Annotated in this window: 24 protein-coding genes and 1 pseudogene; 15 read left to right on the top strand and 10 right to left on the bottom strand. The window is 64.6% G+C overall.

Annotated elements, in window-relative coordinates:
- Positions 1-7 precede the first annotated feature (7 nt).
- Positions 8-158: pseudogene (locus P9217_RS02160) on the bottom strand (SAM-dependent methyltransferase); the annotation flags it as partial.
- Positions 159-393: 235 nt separating this feature from the next.
- Here P9217_RS02160 and P9217_RS02155 point away from each other — a divergent pair.
- The 4 genes from P9217_RS02155 (at position 394) to P9217_RS02140 (ending at position 5041) form a co-directional block, all read left to right on the top strand.
- Positions 394-873: a DUF2231 domain-containing protein gene (locus tag P9217_RS02155; protein WP_164747617.1), complete on the top strand. Its 480-nt coding sequence runs from the start codon at positions 394-396 to the stop codon at positions 871-873.
- A gap of 291 nt (positions 874-1164) precedes the next feature.
- The gene (locus tag P9217_RS02150) at positions 1165-1413 is read left to right on the top strand and encodes a hypothetical protein (RefSeq protein WP_179293627.1); all 249 of its coding nucleotides are present in this window, start codon (positions 1165-1167) and stop codon (positions 1411-1413) included.
- A 507-nt stretch (positions 1414-1920) separates the two neighbouring features.
- A complete protein-coding gene (locus P9217_RS02145) occupies positions 1921-3507 on the top strand; it encodes a tlde1 domain-containing protein (protein WP_245479192.1) in 1587 nt (528 codons plus the stop codon).
- Between the two features lie 292 nt (positions 3508-3799).
- The gene (locus P9217_RS02140; protein ID WP_278086744.1) at positions 3800-5041 is read left to right on the top strand and encodes a glycosyltransferase; all 1242 of its coding nucleotides are present in this window, start codon (positions 3800-3802) and stop codon (positions 5039-5041) included.
- A gap of 3 nt (positions 5042-5044) precedes the next feature.
- Here P9217_RS02140 and P9217_RS02135 read toward each other — a convergent pair whose 3' ends face one another.
- Positions 5045-5800 (bottom strand): DUF4239 domain-containing protein, encoded by a 756-nt coding sequence (locus P9217_RS02135; RefSeq protein WP_278086745.1) that lies wholly within the window; start codon positions 5798-5800, stop codon positions 5045-5047.
- Between the two features lie 217 nt (positions 5801-6017).
- Here P9217_RS02135 and P9217_RS02130 point away from each other — a divergent pair, with 217 nt between their 5' ends.
- The 4 genes from P9217_RS02130 (at position 6018) to P9217_RS02115 (ending at position 9566) form a co-directional block, all read left to right on the top strand.
- Positions 6018-6803: a ThuA domain-containing protein gene (locus tag P9217_RS02130; protein ID WP_278086746.1), complete on the top strand. Its 786-nt coding sequence runs from the start codon at positions 6018-6020 to the stop codon at positions 6801-6803.
- 89 nt (positions 6804-6892) lie between these two features.
- The gene (locus P9217_RS02125; protein WP_278086747.1) at positions 6893-7951 is read left to right on the top strand and encodes a Gfo/Idh/MocA family oxidoreductase; all 1059 of its coding nucleotides are present in this window, start codon (positions 6893-6895) and stop codon (positions 7949-7951) included.
- 142 nt (positions 7952-8093) lie between these two features.
- A complete protein-coding gene (add, locus tag P9217_RS02120) occupies positions 8094-9086 on the top strand; it encodes an adenosine deaminase (RefSeq protein ID WP_278056985.1) in 993 nt (330 codons plus the stop codon).
- A 78-nt stretch (positions 9087-9164) separates the two neighbouring features.
- The gene (locus tag P9217_RS02115; protein ID WP_095801529.1) at positions 9165-9566 is read left to right on the top strand and encodes a GFA family protein; all 402 of its coding nucleotides are present in this window, start codon (positions 9165-9167) and stop codon (positions 9564-9566) included.
- A gap of 40 nt (positions 9567-9606) precedes the next feature.
- Here the strand turns inward: P9217_RS02115 and P9217_RS02110 are convergent, their stop codons facing one another.
- Entirely contained in the window at positions 9607-10329 is a 723-nt protein-coding gene (locus tag P9217_RS02110; protein ID WP_095824648.1) for a 3-keto-5-aminohexanoate cleavage protein, read from the bottom strand.
- Between the two features lie 134 nt (positions 10330-10463).
- Entirely contained in the window at positions 10464-10880 is a 417-nt protein-coding gene (locus P9217_RS02105; protein ID WP_095824647.1) for a helix-turn-helix domain-containing protein, read from the bottom strand.
- A 105-nt stretch (positions 10881-10985) separates the two neighbouring features.
- Here P9217_RS02105 and P9217_RS02100 point away from each other — a divergent pair, with 105 nt between their 5' ends.
- On the top strand, positions 10986-11573 hold the full coding sequence (locus P9217_RS02100) for a dihydrofolate reductase family protein (RefSeq protein WP_067325443.1): 588 nt from the start codon (positions 10986-10988) through the stop codon (positions 11571-11573).
- Between the two features lie 86 nt (positions 11574-11659).
- On the opposite strand, the gene P9217_RS02095 is transcribed toward P9217_RS02100, so the two are convergent.
- On the bottom strand, positions 11660-11803 hold the full coding sequence (locus tag P9217_RS02095) for a hypothetical protein (RefSeq protein ID WP_156751089.1): 144 nt from the start codon (positions 11801-11803) through the stop codon (positions 11660-11662).
- A 184-nt stretch (positions 11804-11987) separates the two neighbouring features.
- Complete coding sequence (locus P9217_RS02090) at positions 11988-13232, bottom strand: cytochrome-c peroxidase (RefSeq protein ID WP_278086748.1); 1245 nt, start codon at positions 13230-13232, stop codon at positions 11988-11990.
- A gap of 206 nt (positions 13233-13438) precedes the next feature.
- Between P9217_RS02090 and P9217_RS02085 the strand changes: the two genes are divergently transcribed.
- The 4 genes from P9217_RS02085 (at position 13439) to P9217_RS02070 (ending at position 16735) form a co-directional block, all read left to right on the top strand.
- Complete coding sequence (locus tag P9217_RS02085) at positions 13439-13861, top strand: OsmC family protein (protein ID WP_127215420.1); 423 nt, start codon at positions 13439-13441, stop codon at positions 13859-13861.
- Between the two features lie 6 nt (positions 13862-13867).
- Positions 13868-14395 carry a hypothetical protein gene (locus P9217_RS02080; protein ID WP_278086749.1) on the top strand — a complete coding sequence of 176 codons (528 nt, stop codon included), beginning with the start codon at positions 13868-13870 and terminating at the stop codon, positions 14393-14395.
- 86 nt (positions 14396-14481) lie between these two features.
- Positions 14482-15912, top strand: coding sequence for a patatin-like phospholipase family protein (locus tag P9217_RS02075; protein ID WP_278086750.1), 1431 nt, complete (start codon positions 14482-14484; stop codon positions 15910-15912).
- Positions 15913-15991: 79 nt separating this feature from the next.
- Positions 15992-16735: a 2OG-Fe(II) oxygenase gene (locus P9217_RS02070; protein WP_095824686.1), complete on the top strand. Its 744-nt coding sequence runs from the start codon at positions 15992-15994 to the stop codon at positions 16733-16735.
- Positions 16736-16763: 28 nt separating this feature from the next.
- Here P9217_RS02070 and P9217_RS02065 read toward each other — a convergent pair whose 3' ends face one another.
- Complete coding sequence (locus tag P9217_RS02065) at positions 16764-17090, bottom strand: GYD domain-containing protein (RefSeq protein WP_164750533.1); 327 nt, start codon at positions 17088-17090, stop codon at positions 16764-16766.
- Between the two features lie 219 nt (positions 17091-17309).
- Here P9217_RS02065 and P9217_RS02060 point away from each other — a divergent pair, with 219 nt between their 5' ends.
- Positions 17310-18929, top strand: coding sequence for an ABC-F family ATP-binding cassette domain-containing protein (locus P9217_RS02060; RefSeq protein WP_278086967.1), 1620 nt, complete (start codon positions 17310-17312; stop codon positions 18927-18929).
- Positions 18930-19088: 159 nt separating this feature from the next.
- Here the strand turns inward: P9217_RS02060 and htpG are convergent, their stop codons facing one another.
- The 3 genes from htpG to groES all read right to left on the bottom strand — a co-directional run bounded on the left by htpG (position 19089) and on the right by groES (position 23248).
- Positions 19089-20981, bottom strand: a complete 1893-nt coding sequence (gene htpG, locus P9217_RS02055) for a molecular chaperone HtpG (RefSeq protein ID WP_067321997.1) — start codon at positions 20979-20981, stop codon at positions 19089-19091.
- Between the two features lie 271 nt (positions 20982-21252).
- Entirely contained in the window at positions 21253-22881 is a 1629-nt protein-coding gene (gene groL, locus P9217_RS02050; RefSeq protein WP_066992865.1) for a chaperonin GroEL, read from the bottom strand.
- Positions 22882-22933: 52 nt separating this feature from the next.
- On the bottom strand, positions 22934-23248 hold the full coding sequence (gene groES / locus P9217_RS02045) for a co-chaperone GroES (protein WP_066992870.1): 315 nt from the start codon (positions 23246-23248) through the stop codon (positions 22934-22936).
- A gap of 347 nt (positions 23249-23595) precedes the next feature.
- Between groES and P9217_RS02040 the strand changes: the two genes are divergently transcribed.
- The gene (locus P9217_RS02040) at positions 23596-24072 is read left to right on the top strand and encodes an Hsp20 family protein (protein WP_127216123.1); all 477 of its coding nucleotides are present in this window, start codon (positions 23596-23598) and stop codon (positions 24070-24072) included.
- Positions 24073-24094 lie beyond the last annotated feature (22 nt).

Here is a 24094-nt window from a genome sequence, read left to right as displayed (position 1 = left end):
ATGATGTCGACTGAATTTTGGCGGCGACCTCACCGCTGCCGTGCCTGTCCGCAATCACCGAAGTGGCGTAATCCGTTGCTCCAGTTTTGCCGATCCCTGGCTTGGATTTCGTTGCGAAGAAGAGTGCCGTGACAATAAGCCACCGCCGGGATGCGTGGCATTGGATCACGCGCGACAAGAGCACACTATCGTTCAGCTCGCTTTCGAGTCGAGCCCACACTGGCATACGCGCCTATAGCGGTGCGTGAATTCCGTTCCGCGCAGCGCAGTCGGGTTATGGAACATTCCGGCTCAACCGGAGTTTGCATATATCCGGCTTTCTGCCGCCGAGCCCCTGATGCGTTGTGATGTGGCCTGAGGGCGGCGCTCGCCACGCCTCGAGGAGGCCCTACGATGGTCCAGCACACGATCCCTCGCAATCCGCACAGCACGGCAAGCATTGCCGGCCATCCTGTTCATGCAATGCTGATACCGTTCCCGATCGCCTTCTTCGTCGCGACCTTCGTTTGCGACCTTATCTTCTGGCGAACCGGTAATCCGGGCTGGGTCACCGCTACGCTCTGGCTGCTGGGGGCAGGTCTGATCATGGCCGTGCTGGCGGCTCTTGCCGGCTTGACCGATGTCCTGGGGGACACCCAGATCCGCAATCTCCAGGACGCATGGCTTCACGCCGGCGGCAACGTGGTCGTCGTTCTCATCGAACTCTACAACTGGTACTCGCGATATGCCGACGCGGAGGCAGCGGTTGTGCCGGTCGGCCTTGTCCTGTCGCTGATCGTTGTCCTCATCCTTCTGTTCACCGGCTGGAAGGGTTGGGGAATGGTCTATCGGCATCACGTCGGCGTTGCCGACGATCCGGACCAAATGCGCTGAATGCGCCCGTTTTTCCGGTGATTGAAGCAGCTCCAGGATTTCGCTGGAAGCTGTGTAAGAACAATCAGTTGGATTGGGCAAGCGATTCAAAAGTTGAACAACTCCAAGGCGCCCCGCGACGTTGGCCGACGGAAGCGGGTTCAGCTTGAACAGTCCGATCTACGACTACGACGGAATCGATAGGCCGGCCGGAAAGGTGTAGGATGCCTTGTCGTCCGCACCCAGACGAGGCACACGGACGCTTGAAAGACTAGATCGCGCTTTCGCCCATGTAAGGGGCAGGGAGGCGTCATGGCTTTCACCAAACACAGCGGAATATTCACGCCAGTCGAGCTGGAGCTCCTCCAGAAAGTATTCGATCAGTTGTGCAACGATCGCCGTCTGGCGTTAAAAGACGGGGACCAAAGAGAACAGCTTGCCTCCGACGTGCTCGAAGCCTTCCAAAACGGCTTCAGCGCCGAAGCGGAGTTGTTGCAATCGCTTGCGGAGCGCCGCACCGCACCGTCGCGACGCAATCCGGCTCGACAGCTCCGTCCTTGATTGTCTGGCGCGGCGAAGGCTGTCTTCCCGCATCGGGGTTGACGTTGCGATCTGCCGCCCTGGAAGAGATGCCGCAGCTGGTCGCGCCAGGCTGTTCCTGCCGTTTTTTAACCTCAATCCGTTCTTAGCTGGCGATCGCCCGAAAGGGTAGAACCTTCGCGCTTGCTTGACTCGGCCCGCAAAAACGGGCAGCAAAGCAGCTGAGGGAGAGCATTTTTACCGTGGCGGAGACCATGGAGGGCTCTTTTTTCGTATGGACCGTCGCCACAATGGCGATTGGTGGAGGGATTGGTTAACCATCTTTGTCCATCTTTTGAATCAATCGGCAACAGACGCGTGAAGGTGCAGGGGGCACCAGGCGAGCTGTGATCGTGACGGGTGCCAGGTCCGCAAACCGGCATGCCGATTGAGAGTGGTCGTATGGCGTTTTTGCGTTTGAAGAACCGGGGTGACGCTCCTGAACAGGGGGTAACTTCGAAGAAATCTGGTGGTCATCGTTGGGTTGTAGTGCCTGCTGTCGGCGCTGCCCTGGCCCTGTGGTCGGTCGCGACCATGGCCGGCCTCTATTCCGTGAGTACCTCGCTCACCGCCGCCTCCAACGGATTGCCGCAGAGCATGCTTGCGCCGCGCAGCATCGTGCTTGGCGACCAGCGCCGCAAGGTCGCGAACGCCTGGGCGCCGCGCCTTGCCGCGAACGGCGCGCACAAGACGGGCTCGCTCACCCGCGGCTGCGATGCCGGCTGCCTCAGTCTCGCAGCCAGCTTTGCGAGCTCCACGCCAAACCCCTCCAGCTTGGTGCATGACGGCAAGGCCGCGCGGCTGAAACCGGCACCGGATAGCGTATCGCATGAGAAGGTTGTCGCGGCTTCCGCCGCGGACGTCGCCGACCGTTTCGACAGCGTCATCAAGCGCGCCGGGCTTTCGCCGCAGAAACTGGCCGATGCCTTCCGGCGCGCCGAGAACGCTCCGGTCCTGCTGGCGAGCTTGCCGTCGGCAAGCCGCTTCGGCGGCGCGGCCGATAACGGTTCGGGCCGGAGTGGGCTGACCTTGAGCGGCCCGGCCGAGTCACGCTTTGGCGGAAATCAGGTCGACGTTCAGCGCGCGTCCGAACTGGCGCTGGCGCTTGCCAATGTCATGCCCGAAGAGACGGTCGACGTGCCGAGCGCCGTCGCGCTCGCCAGCGGCGACGCGCCTGAGATGACGGCCGGCGCTTCCGGCGACGACGGACAAGCTGAAGTGCAGGTCGCTTCGCTGCCGCCGCAGGATGATTTGCCCGACAGCATCGCCGTGCCTGGTTTGAGGCCGCGCACCGCCCTCGGGCGCGCGACGGAAGCGCCTGAACAGAATGCCGCGAGGAAGCCGGAACCGGCCAAGCCGCAGGCAAGCCAGGCGGCAAGGCCCCAAATTGCAAAACCGGAGTCGGCCAAACCGCAGCCGGCCAAGCCGCAGCCGACCGTTGTCGACTCCGCCGAAGGTGCGCAGACGCCGCGCTCGCTGAGGAGCTCCGACCAGGCGCTTCCGGGTGTGCAGGGTGCGAAGCCGATTGAGGCCGCGCCGGCCAAGCGCAGCAAGGCGCAAGCCTCCGAGATGCTCGCCTACGCCAAGCCGGACACGCCCGAGCGCGGCGGTCTCGGCAACGCCTTTAGGGGTCTGTTCAACAGTCCTTCGACGGGCAATGGCGTCGCCGTCTATGACATCTCGACGGCGACGGTCTACATGCCCGATGGCTCCAAACTGGAGGCGCATTCGGGGAAGGGCGCCATGGCCGACCAGCCGCGCTTCGCCAACCGCAAGAATTCCGGCCCGACGCCGCCCGACACCTACAATCTGTCGCTGCGTGAATCGCGCTTCCATGGCGTCGAGGCCATCCGGCTGACGCCGACCAGCGGCAGGAACAAATATAACCGCAACGGTCTGCTCGCCCATACCTATCTGCTGCGCGGCGCCCCAGCCCAATCCAGCGGCTGCGTGGCCTTCAAGGATTATGGCCGCTTCCTCTCTGCCTTCAAGAAGGGGAAGATCAAGCGCCTGGTCGTTGTGCCGCGCCTGAACGGGTCGCCCACCCAGGTCGCCCAGGAAGGCCGCCAGGGCTGACCCCGCCCGCCACTATGCCGGCAGCAGCTTGTTGCCGGTAGGCTGCCTTTGATTTCTTGACGGTTTGCGGTCCTTACCGCCGTTGACGCGCGGCGCGGTCGACGCACGCGCTTGATGTCTTCGCCACGTCTCTTGCAACAGCGGCAGTGACCGGTTCCATCGAATTGCGGATGAGGAAAGGGAGAACTCCCTCTCCCAGAAAGCATATATGGCGCAGCCCGGGCTTGCGGCAAGCCCCCGGCAATGCCGTATGTACGCTGCCCTTGACCTCAGTTTAGGAAAGGGAGTTTGCATGCGGATTTTACTGTCGACTTACGGTTCGCGCGGCGATGTCGAGCCGGTGGTGGCGCTGGGCGAGCGACTGCAGGCGCTCGGCGCCGAGGTGCGGGTGAGTGTCCCCGGCGATGAAGAATTTGCAGCGCTGTGCGCCCGTGCCGGTGTGGAGCTGGTGCCGGCCTTCGCACCGGTGCGCGAATGGGTAAAGGAGATGACGCGGCGCAGGGCATCGGAATCGCCGAAGGACGTGGCCGCGCTGATCTCCGGCCAGGCGGCCGAGATCCTCGCCAGGCAATACGATACGCTCATGGCGGCCGCCGAAGGCTGCGATGCCGTGGTGGCCTGCGGCCTGTTTCCGTCCTGTGCCGCCGCGCGGCTTGTCGCCGGGCAGCGGCACATGCGCTACATCCTTGCCACCTTCTGTCCGATCTGGCTGCCGTCGGCGCACAACCGGCCGCATGAATATCCGGGACATCCGCTTCCAGCCGGGGTGACCGACAACCGGCTGCTGTGGGAGACGGATATCGCGACCAAGAACGCGCTGTTCGGCCAAGCGATCAACAGCTGGCGCGCGTCGCTCGGATTGCCTGCGGTGGAAAATGTCCGCGATTATGTCTACGGCGATCCGGTCCTGCTCGCCTGCGACCCAGCGCTCGGGCCGTGGCTGCCTTCGGACCTGACCGATGCCAGGCAGACCGGCGCCTGGATCCTGACCGACGAGCGGCCGCTGCCCGACGGGCTGGAGGCATTCCTCGAAGCCGGCCCGCCTCCGGTCTATGTCGGCTTCGGCTCCATTGCCGTGGCCAAGGAGGCCGGCCGTGCGGCCATCGAGGCGGTCCGCGCCAAGGGCCGGCGCACGGTGATCGCGCGTGGCTGGGCCGAGCTTGGCCTTACCGACGACCGGGACGATTGCTTCGCCGTCGGCGATGTCAACCAGCAGGCGCTGTTCCGCCGCGTCGCCGCGGTCATGCATCACGGCGGTGCCGGAACGACCGTCGCCGCCGCGCGGGCAGGAGCGCCGCAACTGGTGGTGCCGCAGATCGGCGACCAGCCGTACTGGGCGCGGCGGGTGGCCGAGCTCGGCATCGGCGCAGCTCATGACGGCCCGGTTCCGACAGCGGGGTCATTGTCGGCGGCGATGGAGACGGCGCTGGCGCCCGAAACCCGCATCCGTGCGAGCGAGGTTGCCCGTTCGGTCCGCGCCGACGGCGCGGCGGTGGCGGCGAAGCTTTTGATCGAGATGTTCGGTCGTGCCTGACCTTCACTGCGTCAGTTCCGCCAGCGCCCTCTGCAGGGGCGCCGGCGAGACCTGGATCGGGCCGGAGAAGGGGCTGTCCATGTCGACGATCAGATAGATTGCCGCGGCCACCAGCGCCCCGGACATGAGGCACGTGAAGATGATGGTTCCATTACACGGTGCTCGGAAGCCGAAGCTGGCGAAGATCAGCGTCAGCCAGGCAACGAGCAGCGCGATCAGCGGCGCGGGGATGGCACCCTCGGACTGCTCGGCCAGAATCCAGCGCTGCGCGATCACCTTCTGCAGCTGCTGTGTCGCCGCCTGTTGCGCGGCGGTCTGCCTGGCATTCGCAGGGGTCAATCCGCCCACGATATCGCCGACCTGATTGAGCAGCAGTTCCGACAGCCTGTTCGGGACGACCGTCGTGTCGCTGTCGGCGGTCGAGGTATCGACGACGCGCTGCACATAGGCGGTGAGCGATTGCCGGGCGCCGTCCGCCTCCGGTCCATAGCGTCGGAGCGTTCTGTCGAGCAGAATGAGATCGGTGGCGAAGGTGTGGACGTTGACGTTGATGGATTCGAACGTGTTCTTGGCCGAGTTGATCATCAGGCCGAGGACCAGCGAGGACATCACCATGAAGAGGTTCGCGGCGAGCCGCACCACCGCGCTGGTATCGTCGCCAAGGTGGTGAGCAGGGAAGCGCTCATGCACCATCAGGCTGACCAGCGACGCCCCGGCCAGACAAGCAAAAATCGCCGCCCCTATAAGCACTTCGCCCATAGCTGATATTGCGCACGGGAAAGGACGGTTGCCAATTGGGTGGAGGTGGTTGAATCAAAGCGGAAGCATACAGGCGTATGTGGTTGTTCGCCAACGATGCTTTCTGGCTCGTCGTCATGTGCAGCGGAGCGAAGGGCAAAAACCGCTTCCAATGCCGGCCGAAGACGCTATCTATTGCGCCGGGCGGCTCCACCCTCTCACCATCACGAGGCAATCCATGACAATTCGCGCTGTCGTCTGGGGCGAGAACATCCATGAGCGGACCAATGAGGTGGTCGCCGGCATCTATCCGGAAGGCATGCACACGGCCATCGCCAACGCGCTCAACGCCGACAAGGCGATCTCCGCCTCGACCGCGACGCTGGAGCAGCCGGAGCATGGGTTGCCTGAATCCCGCCTCGCCGAGACCGACGTGCTCGTCTGGTGGGGTCACAAGGACCATGGCGCGGTGGCCGACGATGTGGTCGAGCGCGTCGCACGCCGCGTCTTCGAAGGCATGGGACTGATCGTGCTCCACTCCGGCCATTTCTCGAAAATCTTCAAACGGCTGATGGGCACGCCCTGCACGCTCAAATGGCGCGAGGCCGGCGAGCGCGAACGGCTCTGGGTGACGAGCCCCAGCCATCCGATCGCCGAAGGCATCGGCGAGTTTTTCGAGCTCGAGAACGAGGAGATGTATGGCGAGCAGTTCGCCGTGCCGGAGCCGCTGGAGACAGTCTTCATCTCCTGGTTCCAGGGCGGCGAGGTGTTCCGCTCAGGCCTTACCTACCGGCGCGGCGCCGGCAATGTCTTCTACTTCCGCCCGGGCCACGAAACCTATCCGACCTACCACGACGCGACCGTGCACAAGGTGCTGCGCAACGCAGTGAAGTGGGCGCACAACCCGCAGGGCAGGAATTCCGCCATCCTCAAAGCACCCAACGTGCCGGTGGAGAAGGCGCTGGAGCCGATCGTCGAACGCGGCGGCAAGCTGCATGCGCCCGGCGAGGCTGGTTTCCGCTAAACCGTTTTCTGTTTGGGATTGCGTACAAGCAACAATTAGATCGCCCGCCTCATATCATTGAATCGAACCAATTCCTCTGGAGGAGCAAAATGCGGCTTTTGATACTCGGTACCGGCTGGATGGCGCAGGAGCATGCCCGCCGCTTCGGCGCTATCGAAGGCGTCGACATCGTCGGTGCCGTTGATGTCGATCCAGCCCGCGTCGGCGAGTATGCCGACGCCTACAAGATCCCGAAGCGCTTCACCTCGCTGGAGGCGGCGCTCGACTGGGGCGGTTTCGACGCGGTCGCCAATGTCACGCCCGACCGCATCCATCACCCGACCACCATGGCGCTGATCGCCGCCGGCAAGCCGGTGCTTTGCGAAAAGCCGCTGGCCGAGAATTTCGGCAAGGCAAGCGAGATGGCCGATGCGGCGGAAGCCGCCGGCGTCGTCAACATGGTCAACCTCACCTACCGCAACGTCGCGCCTTTGCAGAAGGCGCGACAAATGGTGCAGGCCGGCGAGATCGGCACGGTGCGCCACGTCGAGGCCTCCTATCTGCAGAGCTGGCTGGTATCGAAATTCTGGGGCGACTGGCGAAGCGACCCCAAGTGGCTCTGGCGGCTCTCGCGCGGCCACGGCTCAAACGGCGTGCTCGGCGACGTCGGCATCCACATCCTCGACTTCGCCAGCTATGGCGCCGCCCTCGATATCGACCACGTATTCTGCCGGCTGCGCGCCTTCGACAAGGCGCCGGGCAACCGCATCGGCGACTACCAGCTCGACGCCAATGACAGCTTCGCCATGACGCTCGATTTCGCCAACGGCGCCTTCGGCGTGGTGCATGCCAGCCGCTGGGCGAGCGGCCATCTCAACGAGCTCAGGCTGCGCATCTATGGCGACAAGGGCGGCATCGAGGTGGTGCACAATCTCAATGGCTCGATGTTGAAGGGCTGCATCGGTGCCAATGTCGAGGACGCCAAATGGGAAGAGCTCGACGCCGGCACCGTGCCGACCAACTACCAGCGCTTCGTCGAGGCGGTGAAAAGCGGCGTGCAGGCCGAGCCCAATTTCCGCCATGCGGCGGGTCTGCAGAAGGTGCTGGATCTGGCGGTGGTGTCGGACGAAAAGCGCGCCGAGCTGAGGGCCCACGCGGACACGCAGTGAGGCCGAACCTGCCGATCTCCCCCGCAACGGCCCGCAACGGGGGAAGACTGGCGGCCATCACACACAAATCTTTCAATCATTTCTTGAAGCCTTGATCTCGCCTTTCGTGATTTGATGCCGCCACAAAGCTCGGGAGGCTTCATTGACCGACTATATCGGGTTGCCGAAGGCCGAAGTGCACATCCACGTCGAGGGCTGCTTCGAGGCCGACGACGTGATCAGGAATTGCGAGGAGGCTGGCATCCCGCTGCGCGCGCCGCGCGACAGGCTCTTCGAGGCGCATGATCTGAAGAGCTTCCTCGAAATGCTCGACTGGCTGTGCGGCACGTTTCGTACGCGCGAGCAGCTGGCCATCACCGCCTATAAATTTGCGCGGCGCATGGCCAAGAGCGGCGTGCGCTACGCCGATGTCATCGTCAATCCGACCCACTGGCCGCACTGGCACCGGAACATCGCCGGCATGATCGACGCCTTCGATGCCGGGTTCGCGGCGGCCGAGCAGGATGGATACCCGCCGGTCGGGCTCTGCATCAGCCTGCTGCGCACCCAGTCGGCCGAGGACGCCATCGAACTGGTGGAGTTGCTGAGCAGGATCAGGCACCCGCGCGTCGTGGCCCTTTCGATCGACGGCAACGAGGCGGCCGCCGGGCGCACCGGTCCGCGCTTTGCCGAGGCGTTCCGCCGCGCCGCCACGGCCGGATTGCGACGCACCGTCCACGCCGGCGAGTCGAGCGGTCCCGAGGGCGTTCGCGACGCCATCGAGCTGCTTGGCGCCGATCGCATCGACCATGGCGTTCGCGCGATCGAGGAGCCGGCTCTGGTCGACCTGCTCGCACAGAGGCGAATTGCGCTCGGCGTCTGCCCGATCTCCAACATCGCACTCGGCGTCTATCCTTCGCTTGCCGAGCATCCGATCGACGCTCTGCGCAAAGCCGGCGTTCCCGTCTCCATCAACACCGACGATCCGGCGCTGCTCGGCACGACGCTCGAAGCCTCTTACGCCGCCTGCGCCGAGACCTTCGCCTGGGACAGTGAAACCATCCGCCAGCTCGCCGCGACATCGGTGCATGCGAGCTACGCCGACCCGGCGGTGAAGGCGCGGATACTGGCGGATCTGACGGCCTGGCAGGGGTAGGCGACGCTCGGCGGATAGGTGCTTTCACCACGCCGCCGAACTGCATAAGGTGCCGAGACTCGGTCGAAAGGAGCCAGCATGGTCACGCGACGCGCCGAATGTTCCTGCGGTCAGCTGTCGGCCACCTGCGCGGGCGAGCCGGTGCGCATCTCGGTGTGTCATTGCCTCGACTGCAAGCGGCGCACAGGCAGCGCCTTCAGCTACAATGTGCGCTTTGCCGAGGCCGATGTGACGATAGACGGGCGCGCGCTGCAGTTCACGCGCACCGGCGAGCAGGGCGGGCAGATAACCTACAGCTTCTGCCCTGATTGCGGGACCACAGTGCACTATCGCATCGACACGCAGCCCGGCCTAACTGCAATTCCGGTAGGGGCGTTCGCGGATCCGTCGTTCCCGCCGCCCTTCCAATCCTTCTACCACCGCAGCCGGCGCTGCGAATGGGTCGAGATAACCGCCAAGCCGCTGACGAAGTTCGGCTGACTTTTGGCCTTGGGTCCTCCCCATGAGGCGAGGAACCAAGTCACGCCCGGCGATAGATCCTCACCGCCGTCTTCACCAGCGCCGCATTCCCGTCCGCCACCGTCCCATCAGGCAACTCCTTACCGTCCTCGAGCCCGACACGGGTCGAAAACTTCCGCGCCGCCGCCCGCTCGACGAAGGGCCACACGGTCGCGTTCTCGCCATGCAGCAGGATCGAGCGGTGAATGCCTTCGCGTTGCAGCAGCTTTTCGATGCCGTCGGCGAAGGCAAAGGCCTCCTCCAGCGTCTGCTCGGAAATCTCGATCAGGACGCGCAGCACCCGGCGGCCATGATCGAGGCTGGCCAGCCTGAGCGCATCGCCGATCGACGCCAGCCCGGCCTCGATGCCGACGCCGCGGTCGTGCAACGCTTCCATCACTTCGGGCGCCGCCGCCTCGCTGAGATTGACCGAGGCGTAGTCGGGCAGCTCATGCCAGCCGGCGATGGCCGCAATCGTGCGCCTGTCGTCCTTCTCGATCCAGGCGCCGGTCGAAACGCCGATCAGTGTGCCGGGGCAGGCGCGGCGCAGCGCCGTCATCGTCCAGTCCATCGCTTCCGTGGCAAGGCTTTCCTGCCGGTCGGCGCCGCGCGCATGCACATGCAGTTCGGCGGCACCCGCCGCAACCGAGGCCGCGCCGTCGCGTGCCATGGCATCCGGGTCGAGCGGCAGGGCGAGGTGGAAATCCGCGGCGCGGGCGCCGTTGATGCAGGCCTGGACGATCATGGCGGTCGATCCTGTTCAGGCGGAGTCTAGCGCAGGGGAGCATAGACGGGAAACGGAACCTGCGGGCAGGATCTTATCGACGCCGATCCTTCGCCGTAGAACTCGACTTTGGGCAATTGGCGGCGTGGAACGCCTTACCCCAAATGCTCCTTCCTCAACCTCTTCTTCATCCGCTCCAGCGCCGGCTGGCCACCTGCCGCTAGTTCCTTGGAAACCCGCGCCAAATCCTCATCCGCCTTTCGATATTTGCTGCCCCAAGCGCCAAGCGTGGCGAGTATCGGCAAAAGGTCGATGCCGGCCTCGGTCAGCCGGTAAATCGCTTTCAGCCTGTGGGTCGGGTCGTCGCTGCGGGTGAGGACGCCTTTGTCGACCAGGGTCTGCAACCGCTCTGCCAGCGTGCGCGACGAGATGCCTTCGTCCGACTGCAGGAACTCGCGAAAATGCCTTTTCCCGGCGAAGGCCAGGTCGCGGATGATGAGTAGCGTCCAGCGGTCGCCGATGAGCTCGAGCGACAGGCTGATCGGGCAGCCGGACCTTTCCTTCGTGGACATGAAGTTAGTTCCATTTGTAAATCACTTTTCAATTGACAGCATTCCTTCCGCGCGTCAAATGATTTCAAAAGTAAACCGTGTTTGGAGATGCGAGAGGACCGCGCAATGAAAAAGCTCATCCTGCAAATGCAGATGTCGGTCGACGGCTTCGTCGGCGCCGACGAGAACCGTCGTTGGCAGCTTTGGGAATGGGGCGACGAGAGCGACTGGGACGAAGAGCTCAAGCAGGACTTCAATGCCATGTTCGCAACCGTCGACACGATTCTGCTCAGCCGCAAGATGGCCGAGGAGGGCTACGTCAATCACTGGGGCAATGCGGCGATGAAATTTCCACGAGACCGCTTCTATGCCTTCGCCCAGCGTATCGTGACAGCTGACAAGGTGGTGCTGAGCGACAGGCTGAAGGCGTCGCGGTGGGAGCGTACCAGGGTCGCGAGCGGCGATCTGCCGCGCGAGATCAATGCGCTGAAGGCGGGCGAAGGCGGCGACATTGCCGTGTTCGGCGGCGCCGGCTTCGCCTCGGCGCTGATCGCCGCCGGGCTGGTCGACGAGTTCCAGCTCTTCATCAACCCGGCGGTGCTGGGGGCCGGCCGTCGCATCTTCGATCAGAGCGGCTTTGCCAGGCTGAAGCTCACCGGCTCGAAAGCCTATGCCTGCGGCATGGTGGTGAACCGCTACGCGTCGGCGGGGTGAGGCTTGAATCAATCTGGCAGCACGCCGTCTCAACCGCTTGTTCGCTTGTCGTTTCCCGGCGAATTGCGAACCGTCGGTGCCATGCCTTACCCGCCTGGATGCGACGCCAGCGCGTTGGTTTCCCGATACCCCGCTTCGTCGTTGGCCGCGGCGGCGAACCGCCGGGCTTCGTGCGACGTGAGACCGATGAGCGCGCGCCCGGCATGTTCGGCGGGCTTGTCATTGGCCATGTCGAACACCGCCCAACTATGATGAGGCGGTTCTTGCACCGCTACGAATCTCATTTGAGCCCCCGCTCTGACGAGATGCTAATGTAGCAGATGCTTTCTGTCGGTCTGTGACGGAAGCCACACAAACAAGACGCGTCCACCGATTATTTTGGCCGGGGAAGTCTGCGGTGAGCTTTTAGCCGCCTTACTGCCCGGCCTGGTCCGCGTCGGTCAGCGTGCCGAGGAAAGCGACGATGTCGTCGATCTCGGCGTCGGTCAGCGCCGGCTTCTCGCCTGGTTTCCTGCCGTTGAAGGGCGGGTCGGTGTTGAGGTTTCCCCAGTAGGCCTTTGGCAGATCGTCGAATTTCTCGACCGTGCCGTCCGCGTTCTTCGGATACCAGCGCCCCGGATCTGTGTCGCGAGTGACGTAGAAGGCGACAGCCTTGCGCAGCGAGTGGACATAGCCGTTGTGGAAGAAGCTTTTGCGCAGCGCGACATTGCGCAGGGTCGGCGTCTTGAACAGGCCGCAATACTCGCTCCGGCCCTTGAAGTCGGCCCGCAGCGGCCCGCACAGCCCGAGGTCGAGATAATTGGGATCGGCGTTGGCCGGGATCGCCTGGTTGCGCGGCACGGCGATGGCGATCAGGCCGTAATCGGTGAATTGCGGCGGCTCGCCGTCATTTGCCGGCTCGCTCAGATGGCAGCTCGCGCAATTGCCTTTGTTTGCGTCCTCGAACAGCGCACGGCCGCGCAACTCCTGCGCGGTCAACTGCGCCTTGCCGGCAAGGAAGGCGTCGTAGCGGCTGGAATAGGGGTAGAAGTCGGCGCTGCTCTGCTCGAAGGTGCCGAGCGCCTCGACCGCCGCTTCGAAGGCATCCTGCTGATGGTCGAAAATATCCGCGCCGAACGCCGCCTTGAACGCGTCGGCATAGGGCGCTTTGCGCAAGGCGGTGACCACGGCGGCTTCATCCTTGTTGCCCATCTCGAACGGCGACAGCAGCGGGATCCTCGCCTGGTCCTTGCCGTGGTCGGCGCGCCCGTCCCAAGTCAATCCGCCGGTCGGGCCATTGTCGACGCTTTCGTCGCCCTCGTCCTCGGAATCGTAGAAATGCTCGGTGAAGGCGGGCGCCGCCTGCAGGTAGCGCAGCGACGGCACCGCTCGCAGGCCAGGCCGGTCGAGGTTCGGCCCGCCCATCTCGACCGGCGCGGCGGAGGCCGGACCGAAGGCGTGGTTGGGATCGTGGCAGGACGAGCAGGCCTGTCTGCCCGAAGCCGACAGCGATGGGTCGAAGAACATTTTTCGCCCGATCGCTGTCAGTGCTTCGGCGCGTGCGAAGGCTTGCGTGCGCGACATCGGGCCAGGATGGACGCCATCTGCCGGCTGGCCGGCGGCGGGCCAAAGAACAGCGACGGCGAGAGCGGCGTGCGTGGCAAATTTCCGTGGTGTCATGACCCTCAATCCCGTTTCCATTGGCCCATCAGCGCGGTGCCGCGGATTGTTGACTGGCGGAGGCAAATTGCCAAGCCGGAACGCGGCAGATCAGCCCTTCCACGGACCACCTCGCACGAAGAAAACCGCAGCTGTGCCCTGGATGGTTGCCGAGATAAATTCCCGTCCGCTATCAATGGCCTCCAAACCCGGACGAAGGACTTTCGATGAGCGAGCTGAAGATCAGAACCCGTGCTACCGGCGCCTGCGCCGTGCTGCCGCCGGGCGGCTTGCCGGCGGTAACGACGCCGACCGGCGGCACGGTCGACGTGGTGACTGCGGTCAGCGCGCCGGGCTTCAACCCGCTCGACCTGCTCTATGCCTCCTTGGCCGCCTGCATGGTGCTGAGCGCCCGCATCGCCGCCACCCGCCTCGGCGTCGCCGACCGGCTTGGCGAGGTGAGGGCGGATGTCGGAGGCGAGAAGGCGAAGGACGAGCCGTCGCGGGTGGAAAGGTTCAATATCCGGTTGGAGATTGCCGGCGACCTCGACGCCGCGACCAAGCAGTGCATCGTCGAGGATGCCGAGACGATCTGCACCGTCTCCAACACGCTGCGCGGCGCGCCGGCGCTGCACGCGACGCTGGGGTGAGGGGCCGTGGCGCATCTCTCTGCGATCGACTATGCGACCGCCTCCGACGAAATCCGCGTCGAGCATGACCGGGAGCTTGCGCTGCGCGGCCGCTTGACCAACATGAAGCGCATCCTGCTTCACTCCCCGGCCGCGCACCGCATCTACGCCGAATGGTTCACGCTGCGCGATCTCCTGCGTCCGACGCTCGACGACCGGGCGATCTGGCTGTTTTCGAAGGCGATCGCCGAGACGATGCGCGCCGAGATCCCGGTTACCTTCTTCCGCCGCGCGCTGATCGACTCCGGCCTCGATCCGGACGCGATCGAACCCAGCCCGGACGAAGCGCTGCTGATGTCCTTCGGCAGGGCGCTCGCCGCCGACGCCAATGCCGTTGCCGACGAGACCTGGGCCGCGCTGAAGGCGCGCTACGACGAAACGCTGCTCGTCAACCTCGTCGCCTTCGCCGGCATCATGGTGGCGACCTGCGTCTTCACCAATGGAGTGAAGGTGGATCTCGATCCGGAACTGGAGGGGTACCGCCGGAACGCTTGAGGTGAAGGACCCCGGGGCTGGCCGTTGCCTTGCTCTGCCTGCTGCGCATAGACTGAGGCCGGGAACGGGCGATCGGGGGGACCTCGATGCGTTGGCGTGTGGGCTTGCTTGTGTTGGCAGCAGCGCTGCTGGCCGGATGTGTCGCCAATGATGTCGAGCCCATCAACACCCATGTGACGCAAGTCGGGCCTGGCTCGCCGGACTACATTCCCGATGCTCCCGCCGACGGGTCGACCGTGGTCGCGCTGTCCTTCTCTGGCGGCGGCACGCGCGCCACCGCCTTCAGCTATGGCGTGCTTCAGGCGCTCGACGCTGTCGAGGTCGGCAGCGGCGGGCGAGCGCATACGCTGATCGACGAGGTGCGCGTCGTCGGCGGCGTTTCTGGCGGTGCGGTGACGGCGGCCTATCTCGGCTACAAAGGGCGTGGTTACCGCGAGCTTCGCGAGCGCTTCTTGCTGCGCGATGCCGAGAGCTCGCTGCACACCGCCAAGCTCGCTCCGGCCAATCTGGCGCGGCTGTGGAAAGGCGGCGTCAACGACCGCAGCACCTTTGCTGCGTGGCTGGACAGGAACCTGTTCGACGGTGCCACTTACAGCGCCTTCAGACGTCCCGGCGCCCCGCTGGTCTGGATCCACGCATCCGACATCTACAACGGCACGGCCTTCGGCTTCACCTACGACCGTTTCGCGGCCATCTGCAGCGATCTCGACAAGCTTCGTATCGCCGATGCGGTGGCGGCCTCGGCGGCGTTCCCCGCGGTGTTCGCGCCGGTTGTCGTCTCGACGACCACGCCGACAACTAGATGCAACTACAAGCAGCCGGACTGGATCGAACGCGGTCTCAACGATCCGGAGGCACCGGAACGGGTCAAGGCCGCGGCTCGCGCCATGGCGTCCTACCAGAACAACGACCGCGTCAACTACATCAAACTGCTCGACGGCGGATTGACCGACAACATCGCGGTGGTCGGCTTCGCGGAATCGCTCGACATCGCCGGCAGTCCGCACAGCCCGTTGTCGCCGCAGGCGGCGGTGAGGATGCGAACGCTGATCATGATCGTTGCCGATGCGGGCCGCAGGAAAGAACCCGACTGGGTCAAGGTCAAGCAGGGACCGGGCCTGGTCGACATGATCGACGCCACCGCCGGCACCTCGATCGCGTCCTCGGTGCGCGACGAATTCGATTCCCTCAAGCTCGAATTCCGGCTGTGGCGCGAAAAGCTGGTCAAATATCGCTGCAGCCTGCCGGCGGCGGTGGTAGCGCGCTACCGCGGCAGCCTGTCCGGCTGGAAGTGCCGCGACGTCCAGATGGTGGTTGAACTGGTCTCCTTCGCCGACCTGCCGCCAGAGGAGGCAGCCGCGCTGAACGTCATCCCGACCCGGCTGAGGCTGACGCCGGAGCAGGTCGAGCGGACCATCCAGGCCGGCCGCGACGCGGTGCGCCTCAACCCGCGCCTGCAGCAGGCATTCCGCCGCGCGCAGGGCCGCTCGGGCTTCGTTGCGGCTGGTTCGCCGTAAAGGTCGCGCCATTTCCGCAGGAATCGGGTGGCCGCCGCTTCGCCTCCGCCCCACTTTGATGGCATCAAAGGAGGCGCTCATGACCGTCCATTCCCTCAACACCAAACGCGCCGGACGCTCCGCCGAATCCCGTGTCGCCGCGCAGGACTGGCACGCGCTCGTCTCCGAGCTCAACGCCCAGGGCTGCGCTGTCGTGCCCGGCCTGCTTTCGCCGGAGGAATGCGCCGAAATCGCCGCGCTCTATCCGCACGAAGAACATTTCCGCAGCCATGTGGTGATGGCGCGCCATGGCTTCGGCAGGGGCGAGTACCGCTATTTCCGTTATCCGCTGCCTGATCTGATCGAGGGCCTGCGCACTGCGCTTTATCCACGGCTCGCCGGCGTTGCCAACGACTGGAACGAGAAGATGGGCGCCGCGCTCCGTTACCCTTCCGACCACGCCGCCTTCCTAAAGCGTTGCCACGACGAGGGCCAAACCAAGCCGACGCCGCTTCTGCTGCAATACGGCCCCGGCGACTTCAACTGTCTGCACCAGGATCTCTATGGCGCGCTCGCCTTTCCGCTGCAGGTGGCGATCCTGCTCTCCGAACCCGGCAAGGATTTCACCGGCGGCGAATTCGTGCTGACCGAGCAGCGCCCGCGCATGCAGAGCCGCGCCGAGGTGGTGCCGCTCAAGCGCGGCGACGCGGTGATCTTCGCCGTGCACAACCGGCCCGTGGAGGGCACGCGAGGTTACTATCGCGTCAACCTGCGCCACGGCGTCAGCCGCCTGCGCTCGGGCAGGCGACATACGCTCGGTATCATCTTCCACGACGCGAGGTGACACCCCTCCGAGGCGGCTTTTCTCGGCTCTACGTTCCAGGCCGCCGATAACGGATCGCTTTCGCCCTGCTTAGCGCGTCCATCGTCTCCTCGACGCTGAGGAGGACGGTGGTCTCGCAGGAGCTGAGTGCCCCTCCGGCACCGATGGCGATCACGACGGACGCCATCGAAACATTGTCCGGCGCCTCCCACAGGTTCCACCCGTCGTGTTCGCCGAACGCGTACCAGAACCCGTGCAGCTTTCCGCCGACCGATTCTATGTATGAGCTGGCTGCCTTGCGGCGATCCTCGGGGTTTTCGATCATTCGCGCCCAGGTCTCGGGCGTGTAGCTGAAGCGCGTCAGGTACATGGCCATGGTTGACCTCCCTTGCCAGAGCCCATCAAGTGGTTGGCTCCAGCACTAAGCGCTCGATCGGTCGGCGACGCCAATCAATTTCACCGCGGCTGGGTTCTGCCTCGAAGGAATAGCCGAGCGCGCGGATGCGGCGCTTCTGCCTCTTCCCTCCGCAGCCTCATTCGCGTATGCCCCGGGCAAATCCCGCCATCTCAGCGCAGTTTCCCGGACCGCCCCACGATCCGTCTCGAAAATATCGGCAAGCAGAACGGCCGTCAGATCGTCTTCATCGAAGCCTCGGCCGCCCTGCAGAAGGGCGAGAAGGTCGGCCTCGTCGGCCCGAACGGCGCCGGCAAGACGACGCTCTTCCGCATGATCATCGGCCAGGAGCAGCCGGACGAAGGCCAAGTCTCAGTCGATCGCGGCGTTACCATCGGCTATTTCAGCCAGGATGTCGGTGACATGGAGGGGATGAGCGCCGTCGCCGAGGTGATGGAAGGCGCCGGCCCGGTGAGCGCCGTCGCAGCCGAGATGCGCGAGCTCGAGCACGCCATGGGCGATCCCGACCGCGCCGACGAGATGGACGCGATCATCGAGCGCTATGGCGAGTTGCAGCACCGCTTCGAGGAACTCGACGGCTATGCGCTCGACGGCCGCGCCCGCGAGGTGCTCGACGGCCTCGGCTTCTCCCAGGAGATGATGGACGGCGACGTTGCAAAACTCTCCGGCGGCTGGAAGATGCGCGTCGCGCTCGCCCGTATCCTGCTGATGCGGCCCGACGTCATGCTGCTCGACGAGCCGAGCAACCATCTCGATCTTGAGAGCCTGATCTGGCTGGAGAAATTCCTCAAGGACTATGACGGCGCGCTGCTGATGACCTCGCATGACCGCGAGTTCATGAACCGCATCGTTTCGAAGGTGATCGAGATCGACGCCGGCGCGCTCACCTCCTATTCCGGCAATTACGAATTCTACCAGGAGCAGCGGGCGCTGGCCGACAAGCAGCTGCAGGCGCAGTTCGACCGCCAGCAGGCGATGCTTGCCAAGGAGATCGCCTTCATCGAGCGCTTCAAGGCGCGCGCCTCGCACGCCGCCCAGGTGCAGAGCCGGGTGAAGAAGCTCGACAAGATCGACCGCGTCGAGCCGCCCAAGCGTCGCCAGACGGTGGCCTTCGAGTTCCAGCCTGCGCCGCGCTGCGGCGAGGACGTGGCGACGCTGAAGGGCATCCACAAATCCTATGGCAGCCGCTCGATCTATGCCGGCCTCGACTTCCAGATCCGCCGCCGCGAGCGCTGGTGCGTGATGGGCGTCAACGGCGCCGGCAAGTCGACGCTTTTGAAGCTCGTGGCCGGCGCCTCCGAGCCGGATGAGGGCTCGGTGGCGCGCGGTCCGAGCGTCAAGATGGGCTATTTCGCCCAGCACGCCATGGAACTGCTCGACGGCGAGCGCACCGTGTTTCAGACGCTGGAAGACAATTTCCCGCAGGCCGGCCAGGCGCCGCTCAGGGCTTTAGCCGGCTGCTTCGGCTTTTCCGGCGACGAGATCGAGAAGAAGTGCCGCGTGCTCTCGGGCGGCGAGAAGGCAAGGCTGGTCATGGCGCTGATGCTGTTCGATCCGCCGAACCTTCTGGTGCTCGACGAGCCGACCAACCACCTCGACATGGCGACCAAGCAGATGCTGATCGAGGCGCTGGCGCAATATGAAGGCACGATGCTGTTCGTCTCGCACGACCGCCATTTCCTGTCCGCACTATCGAACCGCGTGCTGGAGCTCACGCCGGATGGCATCCACACCTATGGCGGCGGCTATACGGAATATGTCGCCAGGACGGGGCAAGAGGCACCGGGGCTGAGGGGGTAGGGCGGCGCTCTGACCTCCGAGCGTAGCAGCGTGGAGAAGCCTTGACCCGTCGGCAGGACAGAGGGGGGCGCGAAGGATCGCGACCGATCTCACCCTTGCGCCGCCTCCTCGTGAGAAGTCACGGCAGGATCCGGGCTCCGTGAGGCGCCCAACGCCCCACTACTCCCTCGCCAAACCGCGCTCGATCAGGCGAGCAAGCCGCGCCGAAAACGCCCTGGCATCGGCCGGCTTGTCGCCGTCCAGCACGCGCGCCTCGTCGTAAAGCAGATGCGCGGCGTCTTCCTTGAAAGCGCGCTCGCCGTCGCCGAGCTTCGCCAGCGCCGTGACGCGTTCGTGCCGCGGGTTGATCTCGAGGATCGGCTTGGCCGCCTTGTCGAGGCGGCCGGCGGCGTTGAGCAGCCGCTCGAACTGGCGGTCGGGACCGTGCTCCGGTGCGACCAGGCAGACCGCGCTTTCGGTCAGGCGGTCGGAGGCCTTCACGTCCGAGACCTCGTCTCCCAGCGCCGTCTTCACGAAGGCCAGGAAGGTCGCGATTTCGGACGAGATTTCGGCATCCGGCTTGGACGCGGTGTCGAGCAGCGGGATCTCCGACAGTTCGGCCGCGCCCTGCGTCACCGATTTGAACGGCTTGCCGTCGAATTCCGGCGCCATCGTCGTCCAGAAACTGTCGACCGGATCGGTCAAAAGCAGCACTTCGATGCCGCGCGCCCGGAACCCTTCGAGCTGCGGCGAGACCTCGAGCCGGGCGCGGTCTTCCCCGGCCATGAAGAAGATCGCCTTCTGCCCTTCCTTCATCGCGGCGACATAATCGGCCAGGCTGCGCAGCGTCTCGCCGGAAGCGGTCGAGCGGAAGCGGGCGAGCTTCAGCAGCTGCTCGCGCCGCTCGTAGTCCTCGTAGATGCCTTCCTTGAGCACGACGCCGAAATTCTCCCAGATCTTGGCGTAGGCCTCGGCATCGTTATCGGCGAGTTTGCCCAGATCGCCGAGGACGCGGTTGGTGACACCCTTGCGGATCGCGGCGAGCAGCGGGCTTTCCTGGATCATCTCGCGCGAGACGTTGAGCGGCAGATCGGCGGAATCGACCAGGCCGCGCACGAAGCGCAGATAGCGCGGCAACACGTCGGCATCGTCGGTGATGAAGACGCGCCGCACGTAGAGCTTCATACGACCCTTGCGGTCCTGGTCGAAGAGATCGAACGGACGCGAGCCCGGCACGAAGGCAAGTGCGCTGTATTCGTGCCGACCCTCGGCGCGGAAGTGGATGGTGGCGGCCGGCTCGTCATACTGGCCGGCGATGCTGCGGTAGAAGTCGGTATATTCCTCGGGCTTTATGTCGCTCTTCGGCCTCACCCAGAGCGCCGTGCCGTCGGCGACATCGCGCGGCTCGGCGCCCGGCTTCTCAACAAGCGTGATCGGCACCGGCACGTGGCCGGACTGCGACTTCGCCAGCCCTTCGAGCCGGTAAGGCGTGGTGTAGGAACTCGCATCGTCCATCAGATGCAGCACGACGCGCGTGCCGCGCCTGGGAGCTGCCGCAAGCGGCACGGGAGCGATCTCGTAGGTGCCCTTGCCGTCGGAAGACCAGCGCCAGGCTTCCTCGCTGCCGGCCTGCCGGCTGATGACATCGACATGATCGGCCACCATGAAAGCGGAGTAGAAGCCGACGCCGAACTGGCCGATGAGTTGCGAGTCCTCAGTCGCCTTGCCAGCCTCGACGCGCTCGATGAAGGCACGGGTGCCGGAGCGTGCGATGGTGCCCAGAGCCTCGGCCATCTCCTCGCGGCCCATGCCGATGCCGTTGTCCTCGACGGCAAGCTGCTTGTTGTCGGGGTCGGCCGAAATAGTGATGCGCGGCTTTGCGTCCTCGCCCAGCAGCTCGGGACGGGTGATCGCTTCGAAGCGCAGCTTCTCGCACGCGTCCGCGCCGTTGGAGATCAGCTCGCGCAGGAAGACGTCCCGGTCCGAATAGACCGAATGCACCATCATGTGCAGCAGCCGCGAGACATCCGCCTCGAATGTCCTGGTTTCCGTCGTCTTGGTATCCGTCGTCATTCAGAATCTTCCCACATAGTAACTCTGGCGCGTCGCGCCGCGGCGTGTCGAAGCTGCCGATCTCCGCCGATGAGGGGAGATGTCCGACAGGACAAAGGGGACGCGTCCCGCCAGCCGATCTGTCGCGGAGTGCTTTCGCGCTTTTCCGGTTCTTGTCAATTCAGAAGGGTGCCGTTTCCCTCGCGCTCCCTTTTGCCCTGCCGACCAATCTCCCCCAATTGAACCCTGTCGGGGGAGATTGGCTGTGTCGGCGCCGCGCCTCCCCAGCGTCCTAGAAGTCCATGCCGGCGCCGGCGGGCATGGCGGGTGCCGCTTCCTTCTTCGGCTTCTCGGCGACCATCGCCTCGGTGGTGACGAGCAGGCCGGCGATCGAGGCTGCATCCTGCAGCGCGGTGCGCACGACCTTGGCCGGATCGATAACGCCCTGGCTGAAAAGATCGCCATATTCGCCGGTCTGGGCGTTCCAGCCATAGGCGAAATCGGTCTTCTCGCGCAGCTTGCCGACGATGATCGAGCCTTCCGCCCCGCTGTTCTCGGCGATCTGACGCGCCGGCGCCTCGATGGCGCGCCGCACGATGTCGACGCCGTATCTCTGGTCGGGGTTGTCGGCAGCCACCGCGTCGAGCGCATTGGCGGCCCTGAGCAGCGCCACGCCGCCGCCCGGAAGAATGCCTTCCTCGACCGCCGCGCGCGTCGCATGCATGGCATCGTCGACGCGGTCCTTGCGCTCCCTGACCTCGACCTCCGTCGAACCGCCGACGCGGATCACAGCCACGCCGCCGGCGAGCTTGGCCAGACGCTCCTGCAGCTTCTCGCGATCGTAGTCCGAGGTGGTCTCCTCGATTTGCGCCTTGATCTGCGCGACGCGGCCCTGGATCTCCTCCTTCTTGCCGGCGCCATCGACGATCGTGGTGTTCTCCTTCTCGACCACCACTTTCTTGGTGCGGCCGAGCATCTCCAGCGTGACGTTCTCAAGCTTGATGCCGAGATCCTCGCTGATAGCGGTGCCGCCGGTGAGGATGGCGATGTCCTCCAGCATGGCCTTGCGGCGGTCGCCGAAGCCCGGAGCCTTGACGGCCGCAACCTTCAGGCCGCCGCGCAGCTTGTTGACCACCAGCGTCGCGAGCGCCTCGCCCTCGACATCCTCCGCGATGATGAGCAGGGGCTTCGCCGACTGAACCACCGCCTCCAGAACCGGCAGCAGCGCCTGCAGGTTGGAAAGCTTCTTCTCGTGGATCAGCACATAGGGCTCTTCGAGCTCGACGCGCATCTTATCCTGATTGGTGATGAAGTAAGGCGAGAGATAACCGCGATCGAACTGCATGCCTTCGACCACTTCCAGCTCGGTGTCGGCGGTCTTGGCTTCCTCGACGGTGATGACGCCCTCGTTGCCGACCTTCTGCATCGCCTCAGCAAGGAAACGGCCGATCTCGGCATCACCATTGGCCGAAATCGTGCCGACCTGGGCGATCTCGTCATTTCTGGTCACCTTGCGGGCGTTGGTCTTCAACTCCTGAACAATAGCCTCGACGGCTTTGTCGATGCCGCGCTTCAGATCCATGGGATTCATGCCGGCGGCAACGGCCTTGGCACCTTCCCTGACGATGGCCTGGGCGAGAACGGTCGCGGTGGTCGTGCCGTCGCCGGCGATATCGCTGGTTTTCGAGGCGACCTCGCGCACCATCTGCGCGCCCATGTTCTCGAACTTGTCCTCGAGCTCGATCTCCTTGGCGACAGTGACGCCGTCCTTGGTGATGCGCGGAGCGCCGAACGACTTGTCGATGACGACATTGCGGCCCTTAGGGCCGAGCGTGACCTTCACCGCGTCGGCGAGGATGTTGACGCCGCGCAACATGCGGTCGCGGGCGTCGGAATGGAATTTCACTTCCTTGGCAGCCATTGGAACACTCCTTCAGCAGGCACCTTTCATTCACCGATCGGGTTGGGCCGGTTCAAGCCGCTTTTCCCAACGCCGATGTCTGCTCGACCACACCCATCACGTCGCTTTCCTTCATAATGAGCAGGTCTTCACCGTTGAGCTTGATCTCGGTGCCGGACCACTTGCCGAACAGGATGCGGTCGCCGACTTTGACGTCGAGGGGAATGAGCTTGCCGCTCTCGTCGCGCGCGCCGGAACCGACGGCGATGATCTCGCCTTCCTGCGGCTTCTCCTTCGCCGTGTCCGGGATGATGATGCCGCCGGCCGTCTTCTCCTCGGCCTCGACGCGGCGGACCAGAACGCGGTCATGCAATGGATGGAACTTCATATCGTTCTCCTTCGGGACAAACAGATTTTGAGAGGTTCCTCCACTCCGGACCGGAAGGACCGGAGCGGGGCTCGCGATCCTTTCGGCCTCGCGCATGTGGATTTGGTTTTGCACGCGCCGGTTTCAAGAGGCCGCAAGAAATTTTTTGGCACTCGCAACAGCCGAGTGCTAGCGCCGTGAAAACAAAGGTAATTATGCAGCTTTGACGGGCGCGCCCCGGACCTCTTGACGGCAAAGGAATCAATTCCCAAATCGAACCTGCCGGCGCCTGATGTGGCCGGCAAGGTCAAGGAGCGCCGCTGCCTTGGCGCTCCTCGTATCTATGTTGCTCAATGGAGGATGTAGCTATGAGAACCAGTTTCGACTTTTCTCCCCTGTTCCGGTCGAGCATCGGCTTCGATCGAATGCTGAACGCGCTCGAGACCGCAAGCCGCATCGAAACCGCTGACAACTGGCCGCCCTACGATATCGCCAAGAGCGGCGAGGACGACTACCGCATCACCATGGCCCTGGCAGGCTTCAGCCAGGACGAACTGGCCATTACCCAGGAGCAGAACATGCTGATGGTCTCTGGCCAAAAGGCAGGCGAGGACAACGGCGAGTACCTGCATCGCGGCATTGCCGGCCGCGCATTCCAGCGTCGCTTCGAGCTTGCCGATCACGTCAAGGTCGTCGATGCGAGCCTCGTCAACGGTCTGCTGACAATCGACCTCAAACGCGAGATCCCGGAAGAAATGAAGCCGCGCCGGATCGAGATCACGGCGGACAAATCATCGCCAACGGCCGCGACAAAGAAAATAGAGGCCGACAACAAGGCGGCCTGAGCCTTCTCGCCGCGCTTTGCGC

Origin of the sequence: Mesorhizobium sp. WSM4989, from assembly GCF_029625795.1 — a bacterium.
Taxonomy (GTDB): domain Bacteria; phylum Pseudomonadota; class Alphaproteobacteria; order Rhizobiales; family Rhizobiaceae; genus Mesorhizobium.
This window is presented reverse-complemented; position numbering and strand designations above follow the sequence as displayed.